Origin of the sequence: Xenorhabdus griffiniae (assembly GCF_037265215.1) — a bacterium.
Lineage (GTDB): Bacteria > Pseudomonadota > Gammaproteobacteria > Enterobacterales > Enterobacteriaceae > Xenorhabdus > Xenorhabdus griffiniae.
This window is the reverse complement of record NZ_CP147737.1, coordinates 2274142-2290165: the sequence shown is the minus strand read 5'-3', so window position 1 is coordinate 2290165 and position 16024 is coordinate 2274142. Positions and strand designations below refer to the sequence as shown.

Below are 16024 nucleotides of genomic sequence, written 5' to 3'. Positions count from 1 at the left end.
TGAAATATGATAACTAACTTTCCAGATATTCACTGTTAATGATTTTTTATTAGACTTTTATTGATTATTAAAAATAAGATTGCAAGCTGCCTCGGCGTCTGACATCTAATGTTGCACAATGGAAAGAACCGCCAAAGCTGTTGAAATTCCTAAAATTACATGGGATAGGCGTGAATCCCCAACGCTTCATGGCGGCTATCATGGGCTCATCTTGTTTTTCTACAATTACTCTATTTTCATCCAGCATTAAGATATTCATATTAATCCATTTACTGGTCATATATAAAGGATGAGAATCTGGAATAATCGGTTTTGGTGCATGTAATACATCCCAGCCTTTAAATAACTTTGGAATTTTCGATACCTTTTCAGGGTTAATCAGTAACTTCCCTGGCGCAATAGGAACAAAAGTGGCGTCAATATGCATTGGGTTTGGATCATCAAATTCAAAAACATGTATACGATATTCATCTCCAATATGTCTTCTTAACCATTCAATGCCAAAATCATTTGTTACATGACTTTTCTGAGCAATGATATCTCTGCCACAACGATAAAAATCAGCCGCGTCAAAAGTGGGTTCAAACTCTGTTACTGCAAGAACAACTTTCTGTTGTTCTATACTTTCTTTCTCCCAATTAAAATTATATTGTTCATCAGTCAATTGCGGTTTAGGCGCGGCGCTCCATTTAGCGCCAGCCTTAAAATATTCTTTCAGTAAAGACTTATAGGCTGACGTTTCAAAATAACGAGAGCGCCATGCCAACGGGCATTCGATAATATTATCACCAATAACAAAAAGTATATCCCTGGGCATGGCACAATATAATCCTGTACTTGCCCATCCTGGTGCACCAAATATTTGTGATTGATCTTGAGCGTCAGGGCGACGAACTTTGACGCCTTCACTTGCAAGAATATGCACAAATTCTTCTAACTCTCTCGACGCTGCTTCAATACGTTCTTTAGGAAAAGAACGTCCCGCATTCCTTTGGAAATTAATGACTTGATCATCTGGTAATACAGGTTCCAGTGCCATATGCCATGCAGGAAACCTGGCACCATCGACAATACCAACAATCACTTCTTCAAGTGGATCCCATTCAGTAAATGCATTAACGGGTGACTTAGGTGATTCTAAATGAGATGATTTTTTCATGTTGCCTCCCATTTTTTATTCAATGTTATTCATTATTCCCGCCTGTTGAGATTAATCAGATTTTAAAAATTAGCAACTCCGGTGATCCTTGGTTATTTTATTATTGTAAACCTGAAACATTATAATCCATATAAATCACAATGATTTTAGCCAATTGAATTTATTTGAGATTATTAATTTCCTTTGTCTTTTTTTTACGAAAAACCAGAGCCAAACCGGTTATTATCGCGAACATTCCAATGATACTTAAAATAGATAATGCATTACCTAAAAATAAGTAATCCATTATTGCTGTTACTCCTGGAACAAGGTAAAACAAACTAGTGACATTAACTAAATTACCTGCTCTGATGAGTCTATAAAGTAATAATTGCGCAACTACAGAAATCACTAAACCAAGCCATAAGGCAGGTACAATAAAACCGATGACAGGTTCAATATGGAAAGGTTTGAAAGGTATAAATAACAGGCAAAGCAATAAGCTGACACCATATTGTAATGGTAATACTTCGGAGGGAGCTTGCTGGATTTGCTTCTGAAAGATGGCTCCGATGCTCATACAAGCCAGAGCAGCTAAAGCAAAAAGAGTGCCTGAGAAGGAAAACTTTGTCAAAACCAACCCTTGAAATACAACAAGCATTAATCCGATGAACGACAGAAACAAACCTATTAAACGACGAGCTGTGAAATTTCTTTCCATCACCCAAAGTGTAATAATTGGCTGAATTCCCATCACTGTAGCCAAGATACCGGGGGTGATTCCACTTTCTAACGCCAGAAAATAAAAAATCGAATACCCGCCAATGATCAGTAATCCAACTGCAGCAATTTTATTCCTACTTTCAGACGCCGGCAGGAAATGTTTTTTGAACATGCAGAGTGCTAACAAAAATAGAAATGCAATCGCAAAACGCACCGTCAAAATAGCAAAAGAAGAACTATGATCCAGTCCCCAACGAGAAAAGATTGCGCCGCTACTCCATAATAAAACGAAAAGGGAAGTTGAACCGTAAGTGCTCCAATGTGTTGTTTTTGAGGTCATACAAATACACCTGTCATAGTTATTTATGAGAGGTTCATAATTAACACTGAATGAAGCAATCTGTCGAATAATATTTGATTGCAAAAATAGCGCAGGATAACAGCGCTATTTCCTGTTAAAAATTCAGATTTCTGGCAGCATTTCTTAGACGTTCATCTCCACGTCGATCGTACTTTTGAGTTGTCGTGATGCTTGAATGCCCCATCGCATCTTTGACAGTCACGATATCTTCACCATTGTCCAGCATGGCTGACGCAAAAGTCCTGCGCAGATCATGTGGGGCAAATTTTTCCAATCCGCTTTCTATTCTGCGTATTTCAAGAATGTGATAGATAGCTTGATCTGATAAACGGTTATCAGTGACATCATCATGGCGGCGAATTCGGGTAAAAAGTGGGCCGGGGTGATCACCGCGCACTTCATCTACCCAACGATTTAAACGTTCCCAGGTTCCTTCCGGCATATAGGACAACCGCTCTTTATTACCCTTTCCCATCACTCTTAATGCTTGCTCGCGACGAATGATGTGCTTCATATCGAGTGAAACAATTTCTGAACGACGAAGCCCGCACCCCACAAGCACACCAATGATAGCTGCATCACGTAACCCTTTTGTGCTGATATCATTTTCGCAGGTAAAGAATAAAGTTTTTATTTCATAACGCTCAAGCGCCCTGCCTTTTGGTAATCGATTTCCTCTGACAGATCGCACCTGTTTTATATGCTGAAAATTGTCGGTATCGAGCTGTTTCATTGTCCATGCTTCCAATGCCACCCCTTTCAAGGCAGAAAGATAGGTATTGATTGTTGCCGGAGCTTTACCCGAATCTGAAAGCATTTCCATAATGGCTTGAACATGGTGACGACGAAGTGCATGCCAGGTACAGTCCTGTACATTTTGATATCCCAACATTTTTGCCACGATATCCAGAAATGATTTCATAGTTTGGCGACTGCGTTTTGAACTAAGACTGACAAGATAGGCAATGGCGGGATTGTTATGGATCTGTTTTCCCGCTGCTGATAGCGACATCAGCATCCCTGTTTCTTGTTGGGAATCGATCGGTACAATCAGTGATTTTTCATCATTGCTATTTTCGTGGTTGAACGGAATAGGCATTTCCATTTTCCTTATGGTTTATTTTTGTTCAATTTGGTGAGGGTTTGATGGTTGCGCTCTGTAAAAATCACGGTATTTCCCCTTGCTCATCTTATGCAATAAATCTTACTTTTTCAAATGGCTATTTTAATAAGTAGAAACATTTTGAAGAAAAAACGTTAAATATGATCCATGATAACGAATTGAATTTAATGAAAATTTATTAAAGTAGATTAAATATCAATCTGGTGATTATTTTGTTGATTTACTTTGTGATATTGTCACTAAACTACATGCAGCCTACCCTCTATAAAGATTTTCGGTCATCTGATTAATGCGAGAAACTCACCAGTTAACTGTTTTCCCGTTGGTTATGGGGAAATGGGATTAAATTAATAATATTAATGTATTTAAGGTGTGTTGAGGGTGCTTCATGAAACAGAGTGATACAATGCCGTCACCTTAGCTAGCCTTACGGGACGGGTCCATCAATGAACATTTCGACAATAAAAAAACCAGCCTATCAGATTTTATTATCACTTTTGTTCCGTTCACGCTGGGCATTAATCATTGCTATCTTTGCCAGTATTGCCAATGGTATTTCCAGTGTCTCATTGGTTACATTAATTAATAGAGCAGTGACGATTCCTAAAGAAAATTACGCTTTGCTCGCTTGGTATTTCGGTGCCCTGGCTGTGCTGGCTATTACTTGTCGCATATTAAGTGGTGTGATTTTCGCCAAATTAAGTCAGAACACAATAGCGAAGATGCGCCAACTTATTTCAGAGCGCATTGTTCGTGCACCTTTTCGCCAGATTGAGCTACTTAGCTCCTCTCAAGGTCAATCCATTATTACTGATGATACCAATAATGTATCAATCTTATTCTTCGCCTTACCCAATATCATCATGCAGGGATCTATTGTACTAGGCTGCCTCGGTTATCTGGCTTGGTTGTCCTGGCCTATATTCTCCTTAGCATTGATTGTCGTGATCATTGGCTCACTTGGTTATAGCTTAGGGGGAACTCAGGCAATCTCTGCGTTCAAAGCAGCTGGCAAGGCGCAAGATCGTCTCTTCAATCACTTCAACGCCTTATTTTCTGGTGCAAAAGAGTTAAAGTTACATTTCGCACGCGCTCAGTCTTTTTTTACCAACTCGCTTAATAGTGAGATTGATGCGGTACGCCAACATCGTACTCGTGCTTTCAGTGTTTATGCCTTCGGCACTGGTTGGATCCTCTTCTTATTTTATGTGTTCCTGGGTGTGGTGATATTCTCCCCGATAGTGATACCTTCTCTTGCAACAGCGACTTTGTCTGGTTATTTGATTATCTTTCTGTTTATGTTGATGCCTCTGGATGGGTTACTAAACAACATTCCAGCATTGAATGCTGCCCGTGTGTCGCTGGACCGCATTGGAAATGTACTTTCTGAATTGAATGAACAAGATAACTTTGATCAACAAATATCTGCTAACGAATTCGGGAAAGTTCATTCACTACGTCTGTCTGGTATCACCCACAGTTATTATCGAGAAAGAGAGGATGAAGTATTCCAACTTGGCCCCATTGATATGGAACTCAAAAGAGGAGAAATTACTTTCCTGATCGGTGGTAATGGCAGTGGTAAAACGACTCTCGCCAAGCTGTTAACCGGTCTTTATACACCAGAAAGTGGAGTCATGACCGTTGATGAACATGTCATCACTGACCACAACAGAACAAACTACCGACAATTATTTTCAGCGATTTTTGCTGATTTCCACCTTTTCGAAACTTTGGTCGGTTTGGGTGACTCGGATTCAACATTGGATGCACGTGCTAATGAGTTACTTGCTAAACTACATTTAGATCACAAGGTAAAGATTGAAAACGGTTGTTTTTCAACCCGTGATTTATCATTAGGACAACGGAAACGTCTTGCCTTGGTGGTTGCTTATTTGGAAGACCGGCCATTTTATCTGTTTGATGAGTGGGCGGCAGATCAAGATCCGCAGTTTAAAACGGTATTCTATCGGGAATTATTGCCCGAATTAGCAGCACGCGGTAAAGCGGTATTGGCTATTACACACGACGATCGTTTTTTCCACCTGGCTGATCATTGCATCAAGCTGGAAAATGGCCAACTTCTTAGCAAAGATGACGCGCAGTGATATGCTTATCCCTTACCAGATAGAAAGTTGAGTGATTATTTTTAACGTGGCAGTGCGATAAATCCCTCTTCCAGACCATGAACCTCTATCCCTTCCGGCATAGCTTCGCCAACAGTGACCTGACGAGTTATGGCCTGCTGTTTTAAATCCGGGCGCCAGTTTACGGTTAATTGTCCATTGTTAGCGCGAGTTAGCGCTGCTTCGGGTACAACAATTCCCTGTTCATTGCGATAAATAACAATGTTGACTTTGGCGCTCATTCCAGGTCTGATGGGATAACTTTGATTCATAGATGAAATCACTTTAATCACAATATCATAATAAATTGCTGATCCTGGTTTATCCGTACTCACACTTTGCATCGCAATAGTCTCAATTTCTCCATCCAGAGGATGTTGAGAAAATCCCTCTCCAGTAATTTTTACTGCCTGCCCTTCTTTAAGTTTGGCGAGATCGGTTTCTTCTACCTGTGCCAATACCTGATATTGGGTTGTGTCCATAATTTCCAGTAATGGCATACCTTCGGTCACTCTAACGCCTGTTTGAATCGTTAATAGCTTCTTACTTTCTCCCTGTGTTGCCCTAAGTACGACACCCGAAAATGGCGCTTTGATTTCTTTATGTAAATATTGTTCTTGTAATGTCTGATAGCGGCTTGTTGCATTCTGAAGCTCCATCTCTGCAACACGCACGTTATTCATGCTTCCTTTTTGTCGGATGGATGCAAGATCGTCCTGTACTGAAGCAAGTTCCGTTAATTGTCGGCGAAGTTGTTGCTGGAGGTTTTCCACTTCCATTTTTGGCACGATGCCCCGTGAAAACAGAGCCTGAGTTTTGGCGAGATTATTTTTCAGCTCCATAACCATATGGTTGGCACTTTCAACGTTTCTTCTGGCGCGGATAACTTCCTGGCTGTTTTCCCAGTCATGCAATTGGTCAACGACTGATGAGGCTTTGATCATCTCAACTTGCGCTTGCCGAAGATCAATATCAATCTTTCGGGTATCAAGCGTCACTAATGTTTGGCCAGCTTTCACCCACTGCCCTTCTTTGGCCGAAACTTGTTTGATAATCGCATCAAATGGAGCAGGTATAGTTTCAAGACGTGCAGATTGTAGATTGCCGACCAAACCAAGTTGTTTTTCTATAACGGTTTGTTTTACTTTAATCCATTGTACTGACTCCTGAGCTGGTGATTGCTTTAAGGATAAAAAGACTAAAAAACAAGCCGCCACAATAAATATGCCAGCAATGGCCCATCGATAACGTTTAATCATTGAGTGTTATCTCCCAGCTTTCCAGTGTAGTACCCAGAATTTGATCGAGTTCAGCCTGAGCATTGAGATACTGAATAAGTGTGTTCAGGCGTGCATTTTCAGCATTTCTTAGGTCAGTTTCAAAACTCAGAACCTGAAAGTTGCTGGATAGGCCAGCCTGTAATTTTTCCTGTTCAATTTCGAGTTTCTTTTGAGAAAGTGAACTGGCTTTTATCGCTAATTGATATTCCTGCCAGCGTGATTCTGTATCGCGGATTGCATTGATTATCTTTTGCTCCAGATTCGTTTTTGCCTCTTCCAAGCGTAAGGCTTGCTTCTGGACATTGACTTTCGCCTGAACTTCTGCTTGTTTCTGAGTCATATCTCCGATTGGAATATCTAATCGTATACCCACAAAATTTTCCCAGTTTCGGGTTTCAGAAGAGGATGAACGATTCTGCGATGTGCCACCAACCAATGATAAATCCCAAAGCCGGTCATTTCGGGCCTGCAATAATTGAATATCGGCTGTTTTTGCAGAAAGTAATTGAATAAGGTAATCAGGTTGCTGGGCCTGTGCCTTGGCAATTGATTGTTCAATATTCAGATTAACATGCGTTCCTTTTAGCGTATCTGTAGCATAGATGGGAGTTTTATGGTTTAGGGCAAGTAACTTGAGTAATGCCAGCCTGGTGGAATGCACATTGTTTTCCGCTTCTTTGGCCGAAAGTTCCTGCATCGCTAAATCAGCCTGTGTTTGTATGATATCTGTCTGGGCCATTCTGCCTGCATCAATCAACTCTTTGTTAATCTCGACTAATTTCCGCATCCGCTTAAGGGAAGCGATAGATAATGATTGTTGTTCCTGAGCACGAAGTAATGCATGGTATGCAAAAATAATTTGCGTGATGGAATCGGAAATAGTCGCTTTTAAATTCAACCTATTGGTTTGTTCCTGGAGTTTAGCCAATAAGATCGGAGCATTGTTAACATCGGTTCCTGCTCCTCGTAAGAGAGGCTGTACTACAGTAATACTTGCGCCATCATTATGAAAATTGTTAATCCCAGATCTCGTGTTTTCACGCGTCCAGGAAAGAGTAAAACGTGTTCCCAACGGAGTGAATAGTGTGGCATTCGGTGAAAGGTTAGTTTTCCTGAAATTTGCATCCTGATTTTTACCCGCAATGTAACGCCCACTTAGCTGTAGCTTTGGTGTAAATCGATCTTCTGCTACCCGTAAATCAAATTTTTGGGCGATACGATCCAGATAAACACTACGTATTGCGTAGTTGTTTCTTAAACCCAGTGATATTGCATCACTCAACGATAAGCCTATAGCCTTTTCTGAGGCTTTCCGATGCAAACTGTAATCAGGTTCTCGTTCCTGTTCAGATGCAGAGAGCACTGTTTGAGGAAAAAAGAAAAACAAGGTCAGAGCGCCATAAAGAAAATATTTTTTAATCATCACGTAATGCCTGTACGGGTTCCATTTGAGAGGCTTTATGTGCGGGATAAAAACCGGAGATAAGTCCCGCCATGATTGAACTACCTATCCCTAAAGGAATAGATAAAGGGGCTAAAGAAAATGACCAGCCAGAATAAAGGACAAAAAGAAAAGCGACGATAATACCTGCCAGTGTCCCAAGAATGGCGCCGGCTAAAGTCAAGGCTGCTGCTTCATACAAAAAAAGCCGCCGGATATCCTGAGTTCTTGCTCCCAAAGCCATACGTAACCCGATCTCTTTTCGTCGGGCGGAAACGTTCATCAGCATCACATTGGAAATTGCAATACCGCCGGTGAGCAGCGAAATACCCGCTAGCCCGATCAACATAAAAGAAAAGGTTTTGCTTTGTTCTGTCTGCCCTTTTAGTAATTGTTGGGCTACCCGAACATTAATATCAACTGCCGGAAACTTGCGCTTGAGCAAGGCCAATAAATCCTTCGCATCACTTTCTGTGGTTGCGGTCGTTATCGTGCGAGCAATGATGCCATTTAAATCGGTATTGGGTGAGATTTTACGCATGGCATTGATGGGCGCAATCACCACTGAATCTAGCGAAAAAGGAAAGATAGGGTTTTGCCCTTTTATAGCGAAAATACCAATGACGGTATATAAATAGTTGCCAAGCTGAATCTGTTTGCCAAGTATACGGGATGGCTCCCCTTCACCCAGGGTAACCGCGACTTCATTACCAATGACCACATAAGGAGAATGCTGATCATAATCTGTGATAAATCGGCCATAACGAAGTCGCAATTGCATAACCTCCTCAAGTTCCGCAGAGGAGCCTATCATGGTAAAGGTTTCTGTTTTCCCGTTATAGCGACCGGGCGAAGGATAATAAATCCAGGGGGCTGCAGAAGATAACCCCGGAATAGCAGTTGTCAGATCGGCCATTGTAATTGACTCACTACCAATCCCATGATTATAGGAATTCAGATCTGCTGTAATGACATTGATATCCAGCCCGCTGAACATTTTCAACGCAGCCAGTGTCGCGTTATGTCCGGTATTCACAAATGCCACAACAGAAGCGCAACCAATAGCAATACCCGATAAAGCCAGCAGAGTGCTTCTCCCTGTTGCCATTAAGTTACGCCAGGCTTCTCTCCAGATCATTAATATCGACATGCCATAGTTGCTATCATGCATGTATTGTTATCCCTCTGGTTTCATGTAATTGGCCGTCAATGATGCGTAATTCACGCTGCATATGGTTCGCAACCATAGCATCATGGGTTATTACGACCAGCGTCATCGCCTTATCTGTATGAAGAGAAGAAAGTAGCAATAAAATTTCTTCTGCGGTTTGGCGATCCAGATTGCCGGTAGGTTCATCAGCCAGTAATAACGAGGGGTCTCCGGCCAATGCTCTGGCGAGCGCAACGCGTTGTCGCTGTCCGCCAGATAAGTCTGCCGGATAGTGAGTAGCACGATGTGAGAGACCAACCAAATGCAGTTTTTCTTTGGCAATTTTATGAGCTTGTGAGGCAGGAATACCGCGGTAAAGAAGCGGCAAAGCGACATTCTCTGTAGCTGTCATTCCGGCTAATAAATGGAAGCTTTGAAAAACAAAACCAATTTCTTTATTGCGCATTCTGGCTCTGAGATCAGTATCAGCTGTTGACATATCAACACCGCAAAGAAAATACTCACCGGTGGTGGGTTTATCCAGCAAACCAAGGATGTTTAGTAAGGTGCTTTTACCTGAACCTGATGTTCCGACAATAGCGCAACTCTGACCAGCATAAATTTGTGTCGTTATATTTTTTAGAACGGGTATTGGGTTCTCTCCACCCTGTTGATAAACACGGGTTAACCGCTGCATATTAATAACAGGTGATATCGGTATTGTGGGATGAATCGAATTTATAGTATCCATTATTTTTATAATATCCCCTTTTTTAATATCTATCTTTATCAAATATTTCCAACTTAATTAATAAGTGGATAATTAGATTGCATTAAATCAATATTGTTATTATGCATGATATTGCAATTTCCAATAATTTACTTCCACCTTGAAAATAATAGAAAAATAATTATTGATCACAAATGATGATAATGGAGATTATATTTCTAATCCAGAATATAAAAATATAATAAGTTTCCAAATTTTGAAATTGCAATGTCGTTAGGTGGTGGTTTAGATTTATCGTGCGTTATCAAATAAGACTTTATAAGCAATATATTTAAATAGCAAATTCTGAAATATTACAGGAGAATGTTTATGTTTAAGAAATTATTGACAGTTGGGGCATTAGCCGCAGGTATTGCATTAACTGGAGGAATTGGGAGTGCATCGGCAGGAACTACGGCACTTGCTAAATGCCCATCTCAAGATAAATCACATAATGGACGAGTATATTTGAGATATGTAGTTAATCCTTATAATTCTTTTGCTAATACATTTACAAGTGATGGAATTAAATGGTATTTTCAAGGTCCTTCATTCCAATGCTCATATAATGGAACTGCAGCTTGGGCTGCTCAATATAAAGGTAACTAAAAGTAACAAGCATTAAAATCCAACTAAAGACCATCTTATTTATAAGGCTTTCAGAGCATTGACAAACCTCGTTATTTTAACGGGGTTTGTGCTTTTTTTGATCTATTTCTTGGCATAGAAGTAGTTGTCCATTGTGAAAATAGATGAGCAGGATTGCACATGAAGTAAAAGAATTACCCTAAAATTCAAATTATAGTCATGACCATATAAGTTCTCTTCATCTTGTTGATAACTACATGTTAACCTTTCATAAAATATATTCAAACTTAATTAATAAGTGGATAATTAGATTGCATTAAATCAATATTGTTATTATGCATTATATTGCAATTTACAATAATTTATTTCCATCTTGAAAATAATAGATAAATAATTATTGATTACAAATGATGATAATGGAGGTTGTATTTCTAATCCAGGATATAAAAATATAATAAGTTTTTAAATTTTGAAATTGCAACTTCATCAGATGGTGATTTAGATTTAGCGTGCGTTATCAAATAAGACTTTATAAGCAATATATTTAAATAGCAAATTTTGAAATATTACAGGAGAATGTTTATGTTTAAGAAATTATTGGCGGTTGGGGCATTAGCCGCAGGTGCTTTGTTGAGTAGTAATGCTATGGCATTAAGTAAATGTGAGAATGCAGAAAGACCAGTAAATATTGGTGGTAACCTGTATCAAATGTATGTTGTTAATCCTACAAGTAATTTTGCAAATTACTTTGAAAAGTATGGTATTAAATGGTATTTTAAAGGAAAAGTCGGACAAAATGGGGCGTGTGAATATAATGGAAAGAAAGCCTATCAAGCTTATTATGAAGGAAGAAAATAAGTTAATTATCTAGAAAAAATCATACAATGGCTTGGTATATTTGAGGTATGTAGTTAATCCTCAAGATGCTTTTGTTAATATATGTAATATGCGCTGCATTCAATATATGAATGCAGCGCATTACGTTTCAACTCTTATAAAAAAAACTCCATTCACAGAGTAACACTAGATACCCAAACGATTTTGATGGCTGAACAGAGCTAATATTTTTTGGTCACACCAATTTTTTTGAACTGGGTCTAAGTAAAAGTTACACACCTATGACATTCTAGCTAGTATTTCTGACCATTTTATAACAAAAAACTTAAATATCAAACAAATAAAAGAAAATTTCGATCCACCCCAAATTGGGGTTAGTTAAGGAGACACATATGCTACGTCCTACTGTTTTGACATTATCATTGCAACCGCACAAGAATGAAATTCATTATCAAGAAAACTTCAGGATGAAGTGGTTTTATAATAATCAAGGTGTTTCTTTTGTTAGCTATAATAGTGAACAAATGAAGTGGCTTAATGAGGCAATGGAAGAAATAAAATCATCGTTAACAGGCCGTCAGTTGCTTCAGCGTATCGACGCAGCATTAAGAAGTAAACAACTTAAGTTATCTATTCATCTCAATACCCAATATACAGGCGTTAAAGCACAAGAAGATCATTACGCTGGCAGTTATCTGGGAACGAAATCTGATTTTTATTGCAATCTTAGACAAAATAATCAAATGCGCAAGGACGAAAGGGTAAAAGAAAATGCATGTATTGTATTTCATGAGCTGCTCCATGTCCTTCATAATCTAGAAGGAAAACGTCTCGTGAACAGCGAGTTAAACCAAGGTTTCCACCCTCTTCTGCTTGAAGAAGCAAAAACTGTTGGCTTAGGGAAATACTCTGCTGGAAGCCTTTCAGAAAACGCATTCAGATATGAAAAGGGATATCCCCGCAGAACCTTTTATCAACATTATAATGATATTACTGTAAATGACGATGGTACTGTAAGAAAAGGACCAGACAATCATATATCCAAATTCCCACCTCTTTACTTTACATAGCAGATATTTAATCTTTGAAAGGACTCATCAATGTTAGTAGACAAAAGAATCTATCTATCTTTTTTAAAGAAAAGAGCTTCGGATTTATAACCCGAAGCTCTTTGGAAACTGGTCCCCGTTCAGTTATAAAGCCCGAAGGATGGCTTCTACACTTTCTTTCGCATCGCCAAACAGCATTTGTGTATTGTCTTTAAAGAATAATGGATTTTGTACTCCGGCATATCCCGTATTCATCGAACGTTTAAATACAATAACGTTTTGTGCTTTCCAGACTTCCAAAACTGGCATTCCGGCAATAGGGCTTGAAGGATCTTCCTGAGCGGCTGGGTTTACGGTGTCATTGGCTCCTATAACTAAAACCGTGTCCGTTTCAGCAAAATCGTCATTAATTTCATCCATTTCCAAGACAATATCATAAGGAACTTTAGCTTCGGCAAGTAATACGTTCATATGACCTGGCAACCGTCCCGCAACGGGGTGAATGCCAAAGCGAACATTTATACCCTTCTCTCGTAATTTGGCGGTAATGTCATGAACAGGATACTGAGCTTGCGCAACTGCCATACCGTAGCCTGGGGTAATGATGACTGAGGTGGAGTTTTTTAACAGTTCAGCGACGTCTTCCGCAGTTGTTTCTCTGTACTCGCCTAGCTCTTGATCATCACCTGAAGAATTGCCATCTGTACCGAAACCACCCGCGATGACACTGATAAAGGAACGGTTCATCGCCTTACACATAATATAAGAAAGGATTGCCCCCGAAGAACCCACTAAGGCACCCGTGACGATCAGCAAATCATTACTTAACATAAAACCGGCTGCCGCAGCCGCCCAGCCTGAATATGAGTTCAGCATGGAAATAACGACTGGCATATCTGCCCCGCCAATTGAGGCCACTAAATGCCAGCCAAAAGCGAGCGCGATAACTGTCATCACCAGCAAGGTGAAAACTTGTAAGCCAACAGTTTCTGTTTTGATAAAGGTGAACATTAAGAGCAAGGAGACGATCAATGCTGCCAAATTAAGTTTGTGACGATGTGGCAACATCAATGGCTTGGAAGAAATTTTCCCACGTAATTTACCAAATGCGACAACTGAGCCAGTAAAGGTTACAGCACCAATAAATACCCCAAGGAAAACTTCTGTCAGATGAATGTTTTCCATAATAGCGCTGGCAAAATTATCATGAGTGATAAAACTATTGAACCCAACCAGAACCGCCGCTAAACCGACAAAACTGTGCAGGATAGCCACCAATTCTGGCATTTCAGTCATCTCCACTTTTTTGGCAAGACGAATACCAATAACCGCACCGATGACCATCGCTAAAATAATCCAGCCAATTTTGCCAGTATCAGGCCCTAATATCGTGGCAATCAGGGCAATCGCCATACCCACGATACCCAAAATGTTACCGCGTCTGGAACTTTCGTGACGGGAAAGTCCAGCAAGACTGAAAATAAACAAAATGGCAGCAACAATATAGGCAGCTGTAACTATTCCGTTCGACATAAGTTACCCCCTATCCTTTACGAAACATTTTCAGCATACGTTGAGTGACTGTAAAGCCACCGAAAATATTGATGCTGGCAATTAACACGGCAATGAATGAGAAGAAACTTACCCATCCCCCTTCCCCAATTTGCAGTACGGCGCCAACCACAATGATCCCGGAAATCGCGTTGGTGACGGACATTAATGGTGTATGCAATGAGTGACTGACATTCCAGACAACGTAATAACCCACCACACAGGACAAGGCAAAAACCGTAAAATGAGATAAAAATTCTTTTGGCGCAATATGTGCTAACCAACCATATAAAATTATCGCCAGTGCGAGTGCTCCATATTTCAGCCACGGAGATTTAGGCTTTTCTGCTGGTTTCTCTTCTTTTTTTACTGACGTCGGTTTGGTCGTTGCTGGTTGGGCTGAAACTTGGATAGGTGGAGCTGGCCAGGTGATTTCACCTTCTTTAATGACAGTAACACCACGAACAACAACATCATCAAAATCAATGGTGATTTCGCCATTTTTTTCTTTGCACAGTAGTTTCAGCAAATTGACCAGGTTTGATCCATAAAGTTGTGATGATTGAGTCGGCAATCGGCTGGGTAAATCTGTGTAACCGATAATTTTTACTCCATTTTCTGTCACAACCAATTGATTGGCTTGCGTGTATTCACAGTTGCCGCCATTTTGAGCAGCCAGATCGACAATCACGCTACCAGGTTTCATGGAATCAACCATTTCTTTTGTGATAAGCCGTGGTGCCGGTTTCCCCGGAATTAATGCAGTTGTCACGATAATATCAACTTCTTTTGCTTGTGCAGCAAATAGTTCCATTTCTGCTTTGATAAAAGCTTCTGACATCACTTTTGCATAACCATCACCACTGCCCGCTTCTTCTTTGAAATTTAATTCCAGGAATTCAGCCCCCATGCTTTGTACTTGTTCCTTCACTTCCGGTCGTGTATCAAAAGCACGGACAATCGCACCAAGACTACCCGCTGCACCAATTGCCGCTAATCCGGCAACCCCTGCGCCAATAATCATAACCTTAGCTGGTGGTATTTTGCCTGCTGCTGTAATTTGTCCCGTGAAAAAACGACCAAATTCGTGGGCGGATTCAACAATGGCACGATAACCCGCAATGTTGGCCATTGAACTGAGGGCATCTAAAGATTGTGCGCGGGAAATTCGTGGAACGGCGTCCATAGCAAAAACAGTGACCTTACGTTCGGCTAATTTTGCCATTAATGCTGGATTTTGCGCTGGCCAAATAAAACTAATCAGCGCAGCACCTTCTTTCATTAAGGCAATTTCATCATCTTCAGGGGCGTTTACTTTCAAAATGATATCTGATTGCCAAACCTGGTGGATTTCTGCTACATCAGCGCCTGCTTTTTGATAAGCAATATCACCAAAACTTGCAAGTTGCCCTGCGCCTGTCTCAACTGTGACGTCAAACCCCAATTTCTGCAATTGCTCCACGGTTGATGGTGTGGCAGCAACGCGTGCTTCATTGGAAAGTCGCTCTTTTGGTACACCAATACGCATAATGTTTCCTTCTTTAAGAATGAAATATGGCTGATTATTACCTTGTTGATGCCTATTTAACGATTAGATTGACTTTATCGCTGCTATCAGCAAAACCTATCAATAGAATACCAAATAGTAACTTAATGAAAATAATGTCAACGAATTATCATAAAATCAGAAAAACAAAATGACCTGTTAATGTAAACAATTATTTAGCTCGTATAACTTACTATATTTATTAAAATTCTTAGTGTCATATACTAAAAGCTAGCAATCGTTTCTTTAGAGGGCATAATTTCTTGCGACAATTGGCATTATTACATGTAATAATTGCGTTCTATGTGATGCATAACAATGTTCAGCACGTTATAAATATTT

13 protein-coding genes are annotated in these 16024 nt (G+C 40.0%); 4 read left to right on the top strand and 9 right to left on the bottom strand.

The genetic code is table 11. The features are described 5' to 3' along the window. Positions 1-67: 67 nt before the first annotated feature. From WDV75_RS09885 to WDV75_RS09875, 3 genes are all read right to left on the bottom strand, one after another. Positions 68-1159 (bottom strand): amidinotransferase, encoded by a 1092-nt coding sequence (locus WDV75_RS09885; protein ID WP_273557684.1) that lies wholly within the window; start codon positions 1157-1159, stop codon positions 68-70. Positions 1160-1319: 160 nt separating this feature from the next. Next, positions 1320-2201, bottom strand: a complete 882-nt coding sequence (locus WDV75_RS09880; protein WP_273557685.1) for a DMT family transporter — start codon at positions 2199-2201, stop codon at positions 1320-1322. A 115-nt stretch (positions 2202-2316) separates the two neighbouring features. After that, a complete protein-coding gene (locus tag WDV75_RS09875; protein ID WP_420497495.1) occupies positions 2317-3234 on the bottom strand; it encodes a tyrosine-type recombinase/integrase in 918 nt (305 codons plus the stop codon). Positions 3235-3791: 557 nt separating this feature from the next. Here WDV75_RS09875 and WDV75_RS09870 point away from each other — a divergent pair. Next, entirely contained in the window at positions 3792-5453 is a 1662-nt protein-coding gene (locus WDV75_RS09870) for a cyclic peptide export ABC transporter (RefSeq protein WP_273557688.1), read from the top strand. Positions 5454-5494: 41 nt separating this feature from the next. Here WDV75_RS09870 and WDV75_RS09865 read toward each other — a convergent pair whose 3' ends face one another. From WDV75_RS09865 to WDV75_RS09850, 4 genes are read right to left on the bottom strand one after another with little or no spacing between them, the layout of a single operon-like run. Beyond that, positions 5495-6730, bottom strand: a complete 1236-nt coding sequence (locus tag WDV75_RS09865) for an HlyD family secretion protein (RefSeq protein WP_273557689.1) — start codon at positions 6728-6730, stop codon at positions 5495-5497. Beyond that, a complete protein-coding gene (locus WDV75_RS09860; RefSeq protein WP_273557690.1) occupies positions 6723-8174 on the bottom strand; it encodes a TolC family protein in 1452 nt (483 codons plus the stop codon). Before WDV75_RS09860 ends, WDV75_RS09865 begins: the two co-directional genes overlap by 8 nt. Next, entirely contained in the window at positions 8167-9363 is a 1197-nt protein-coding gene (locus WDV75_RS09855; RefSeq protein WP_273557691.1) for an ABC transporter permease, read from the bottom strand. Before WDV75_RS09855 ends, WDV75_RS09860 begins: the two co-directional genes overlap by 8 nt. Next, on the bottom strand, positions 9356-10093 hold the full coding sequence (locus tag WDV75_RS09850) for an ABC transporter ATP-binding protein (protein ID WP_273557692.1): 738 nt from the start codon (positions 10091-10093) through the stop codon (positions 9356-9358). Before WDV75_RS09850 ends, WDV75_RS09855 begins: the two co-directional genes overlap by 8 nt. A 348-nt stretch (positions 10094-10441) precedes the next feature. On the opposite strand from WDV75_RS09850, the gene WDV75_RS09845 reads away from it, so the two are divergent. From WDV75_RS09845 to WDV75_RS09835, 3 genes are all read left to right on the top strand, one after another. Continuing rightward, positions 10442-10720, top strand: coding sequence for an LCI fold-containing protein (locus tag WDV75_RS09845; protein ID WP_273557693.1), 279 nt, complete (start codon positions 10442-10444; stop codon positions 10718-10720). A 561-nt stretch (positions 10721-11281) separates the two neighbouring features. Further along, complete coding sequence (locus WDV75_RS09840; protein ID WP_273557694.1) at positions 11282-11557, top strand: LCI fold-containing protein; 276 nt, start codon at positions 11282-11284, stop codon at positions 11555-11557. Between the two features lie 371 nt (positions 11558-11928). Continuing rightward, positions 11929-12606, top strand: a complete 678-nt coding sequence (locus WDV75_RS09835; RefSeq protein WP_273557695.1) for a M91 family zinc metallopeptidase — start codon at positions 11929-11931, stop codon at positions 12604-12606. 123 nt (positions 12607-12729) lie between these two features. Here the strand turns inward: WDV75_RS09835 and pntB are convergent, their stop codons facing one another. Further along, positions 12730-14118, bottom strand: coding sequence for a Re/Si-specific NAD(P)(+) transhydrogenase subunit beta (pntB, locus tag WDV75_RS09830; protein ID WP_273557696.1), 1389 nt, complete (start codon positions 14116-14118; stop codon positions 12730-12732). A gap of 10 nt (positions 14119-14128) precedes the next feature. Continuing rightward, positions 14129-15664 (bottom strand): Re/Si-specific NAD(P)(+) transhydrogenase subunit alpha, encoded by a 1536-nt coding sequence (pntA, locus tag WDV75_RS09825; RefSeq protein WP_273557697.1) that lies wholly within the window; start codon positions 15662-15664, stop codon positions 14129-14131. Positions 15665-16024: the final 360 nt, after the last annotated feature.

Bases quoted from the DNA above. Each gene is read 5' to 3' on its own strand.
- WDV75_RS09870 (WP_273557688.1), top strand. From the start codon at position 3,792: ATGAACATTTCGACAATAAAAAAACCAGCCTATCAGATTTTATTATCA.
- WDV75_RS09860 (WP_273557690.1), bottom strand. From the start codon at position 8,174: ATGATTAAAAAATATTTTCTTTATGGCGCTCTGACCTTGTTTTTCTTT.
- WDV75_RS09845 (WP_273557693.1), top strand. From the start codon at position 10,442: ATGTTTAAGAAATTATTGACAGTTGGGGCATTAGCCGCAGGTATTGCA.
- pntB (WP_273557696.1), bottom strand. From the start codon at position 14,118: ATGTCGAACGGAATAGTTACAGCTGCCTATATTGTTGCTGCCATTTTG.
- pntA (WP_273557697.1), bottom strand. From the start codon at position 15,664: ATGCGTATTGGTGTACCAAAAGAGCGACTTTCCAATGAAGCACGCGTT.
- WDV75_RS09835 (WP_273557695.1), top strand. From the start codon at position 11,929: ATGCTACGTCCTACTGTTTTGACATTATCATTGCAACCGCACAAGAAT.
- WDV75_RS09875 (WP_420497495.1), bottom strand. From the start codon at position 3,234: ATGTCGCTATCAGCAGCGGGAAAACAGATCCATAACAATCCCGCCATT.
- WDV75_RS09855 (WP_273557691.1), bottom strand. From the start codon at position 9,363: ATGCATGATAGCAACTATGGCATGTCGATATTAATGATCTGGAGAGAA.
- WDV75_RS09865 (WP_273557689.1), bottom strand. From the start codon at position 6,730: ATGATTAAACGTTATCGATGGGCCATTGCTGGCATATTTATTGTGGCG.
- WDV75_RS09850 (WP_273557692.1), bottom strand. From the start codon at position 10,093: ATGGATACTATAAATTCGATTCATCCCACAATACCGATATCACCTGTT.
- WDV75_RS09880 (WP_273557685.1), bottom strand. From the start codon at position 2,201: ATGACCTCAAAAACAACACATTGGAGCACTTACGGTTCAACTTCCCTT.
- WDV75_RS09840 (WP_273557694.1), top strand. From the start codon at position 11,282: ATGTTTAAGAAATTATTGGCGGTTGGGGCATTAGCCGCAGGTGCTTTG.
- WDV75_RS09885 (WP_273557684.1), bottom strand. From the start codon at position 1,159: ATGAAAAAATCATCTCATTTAGAATCACCTAAGTCACCCGTTAATGCA.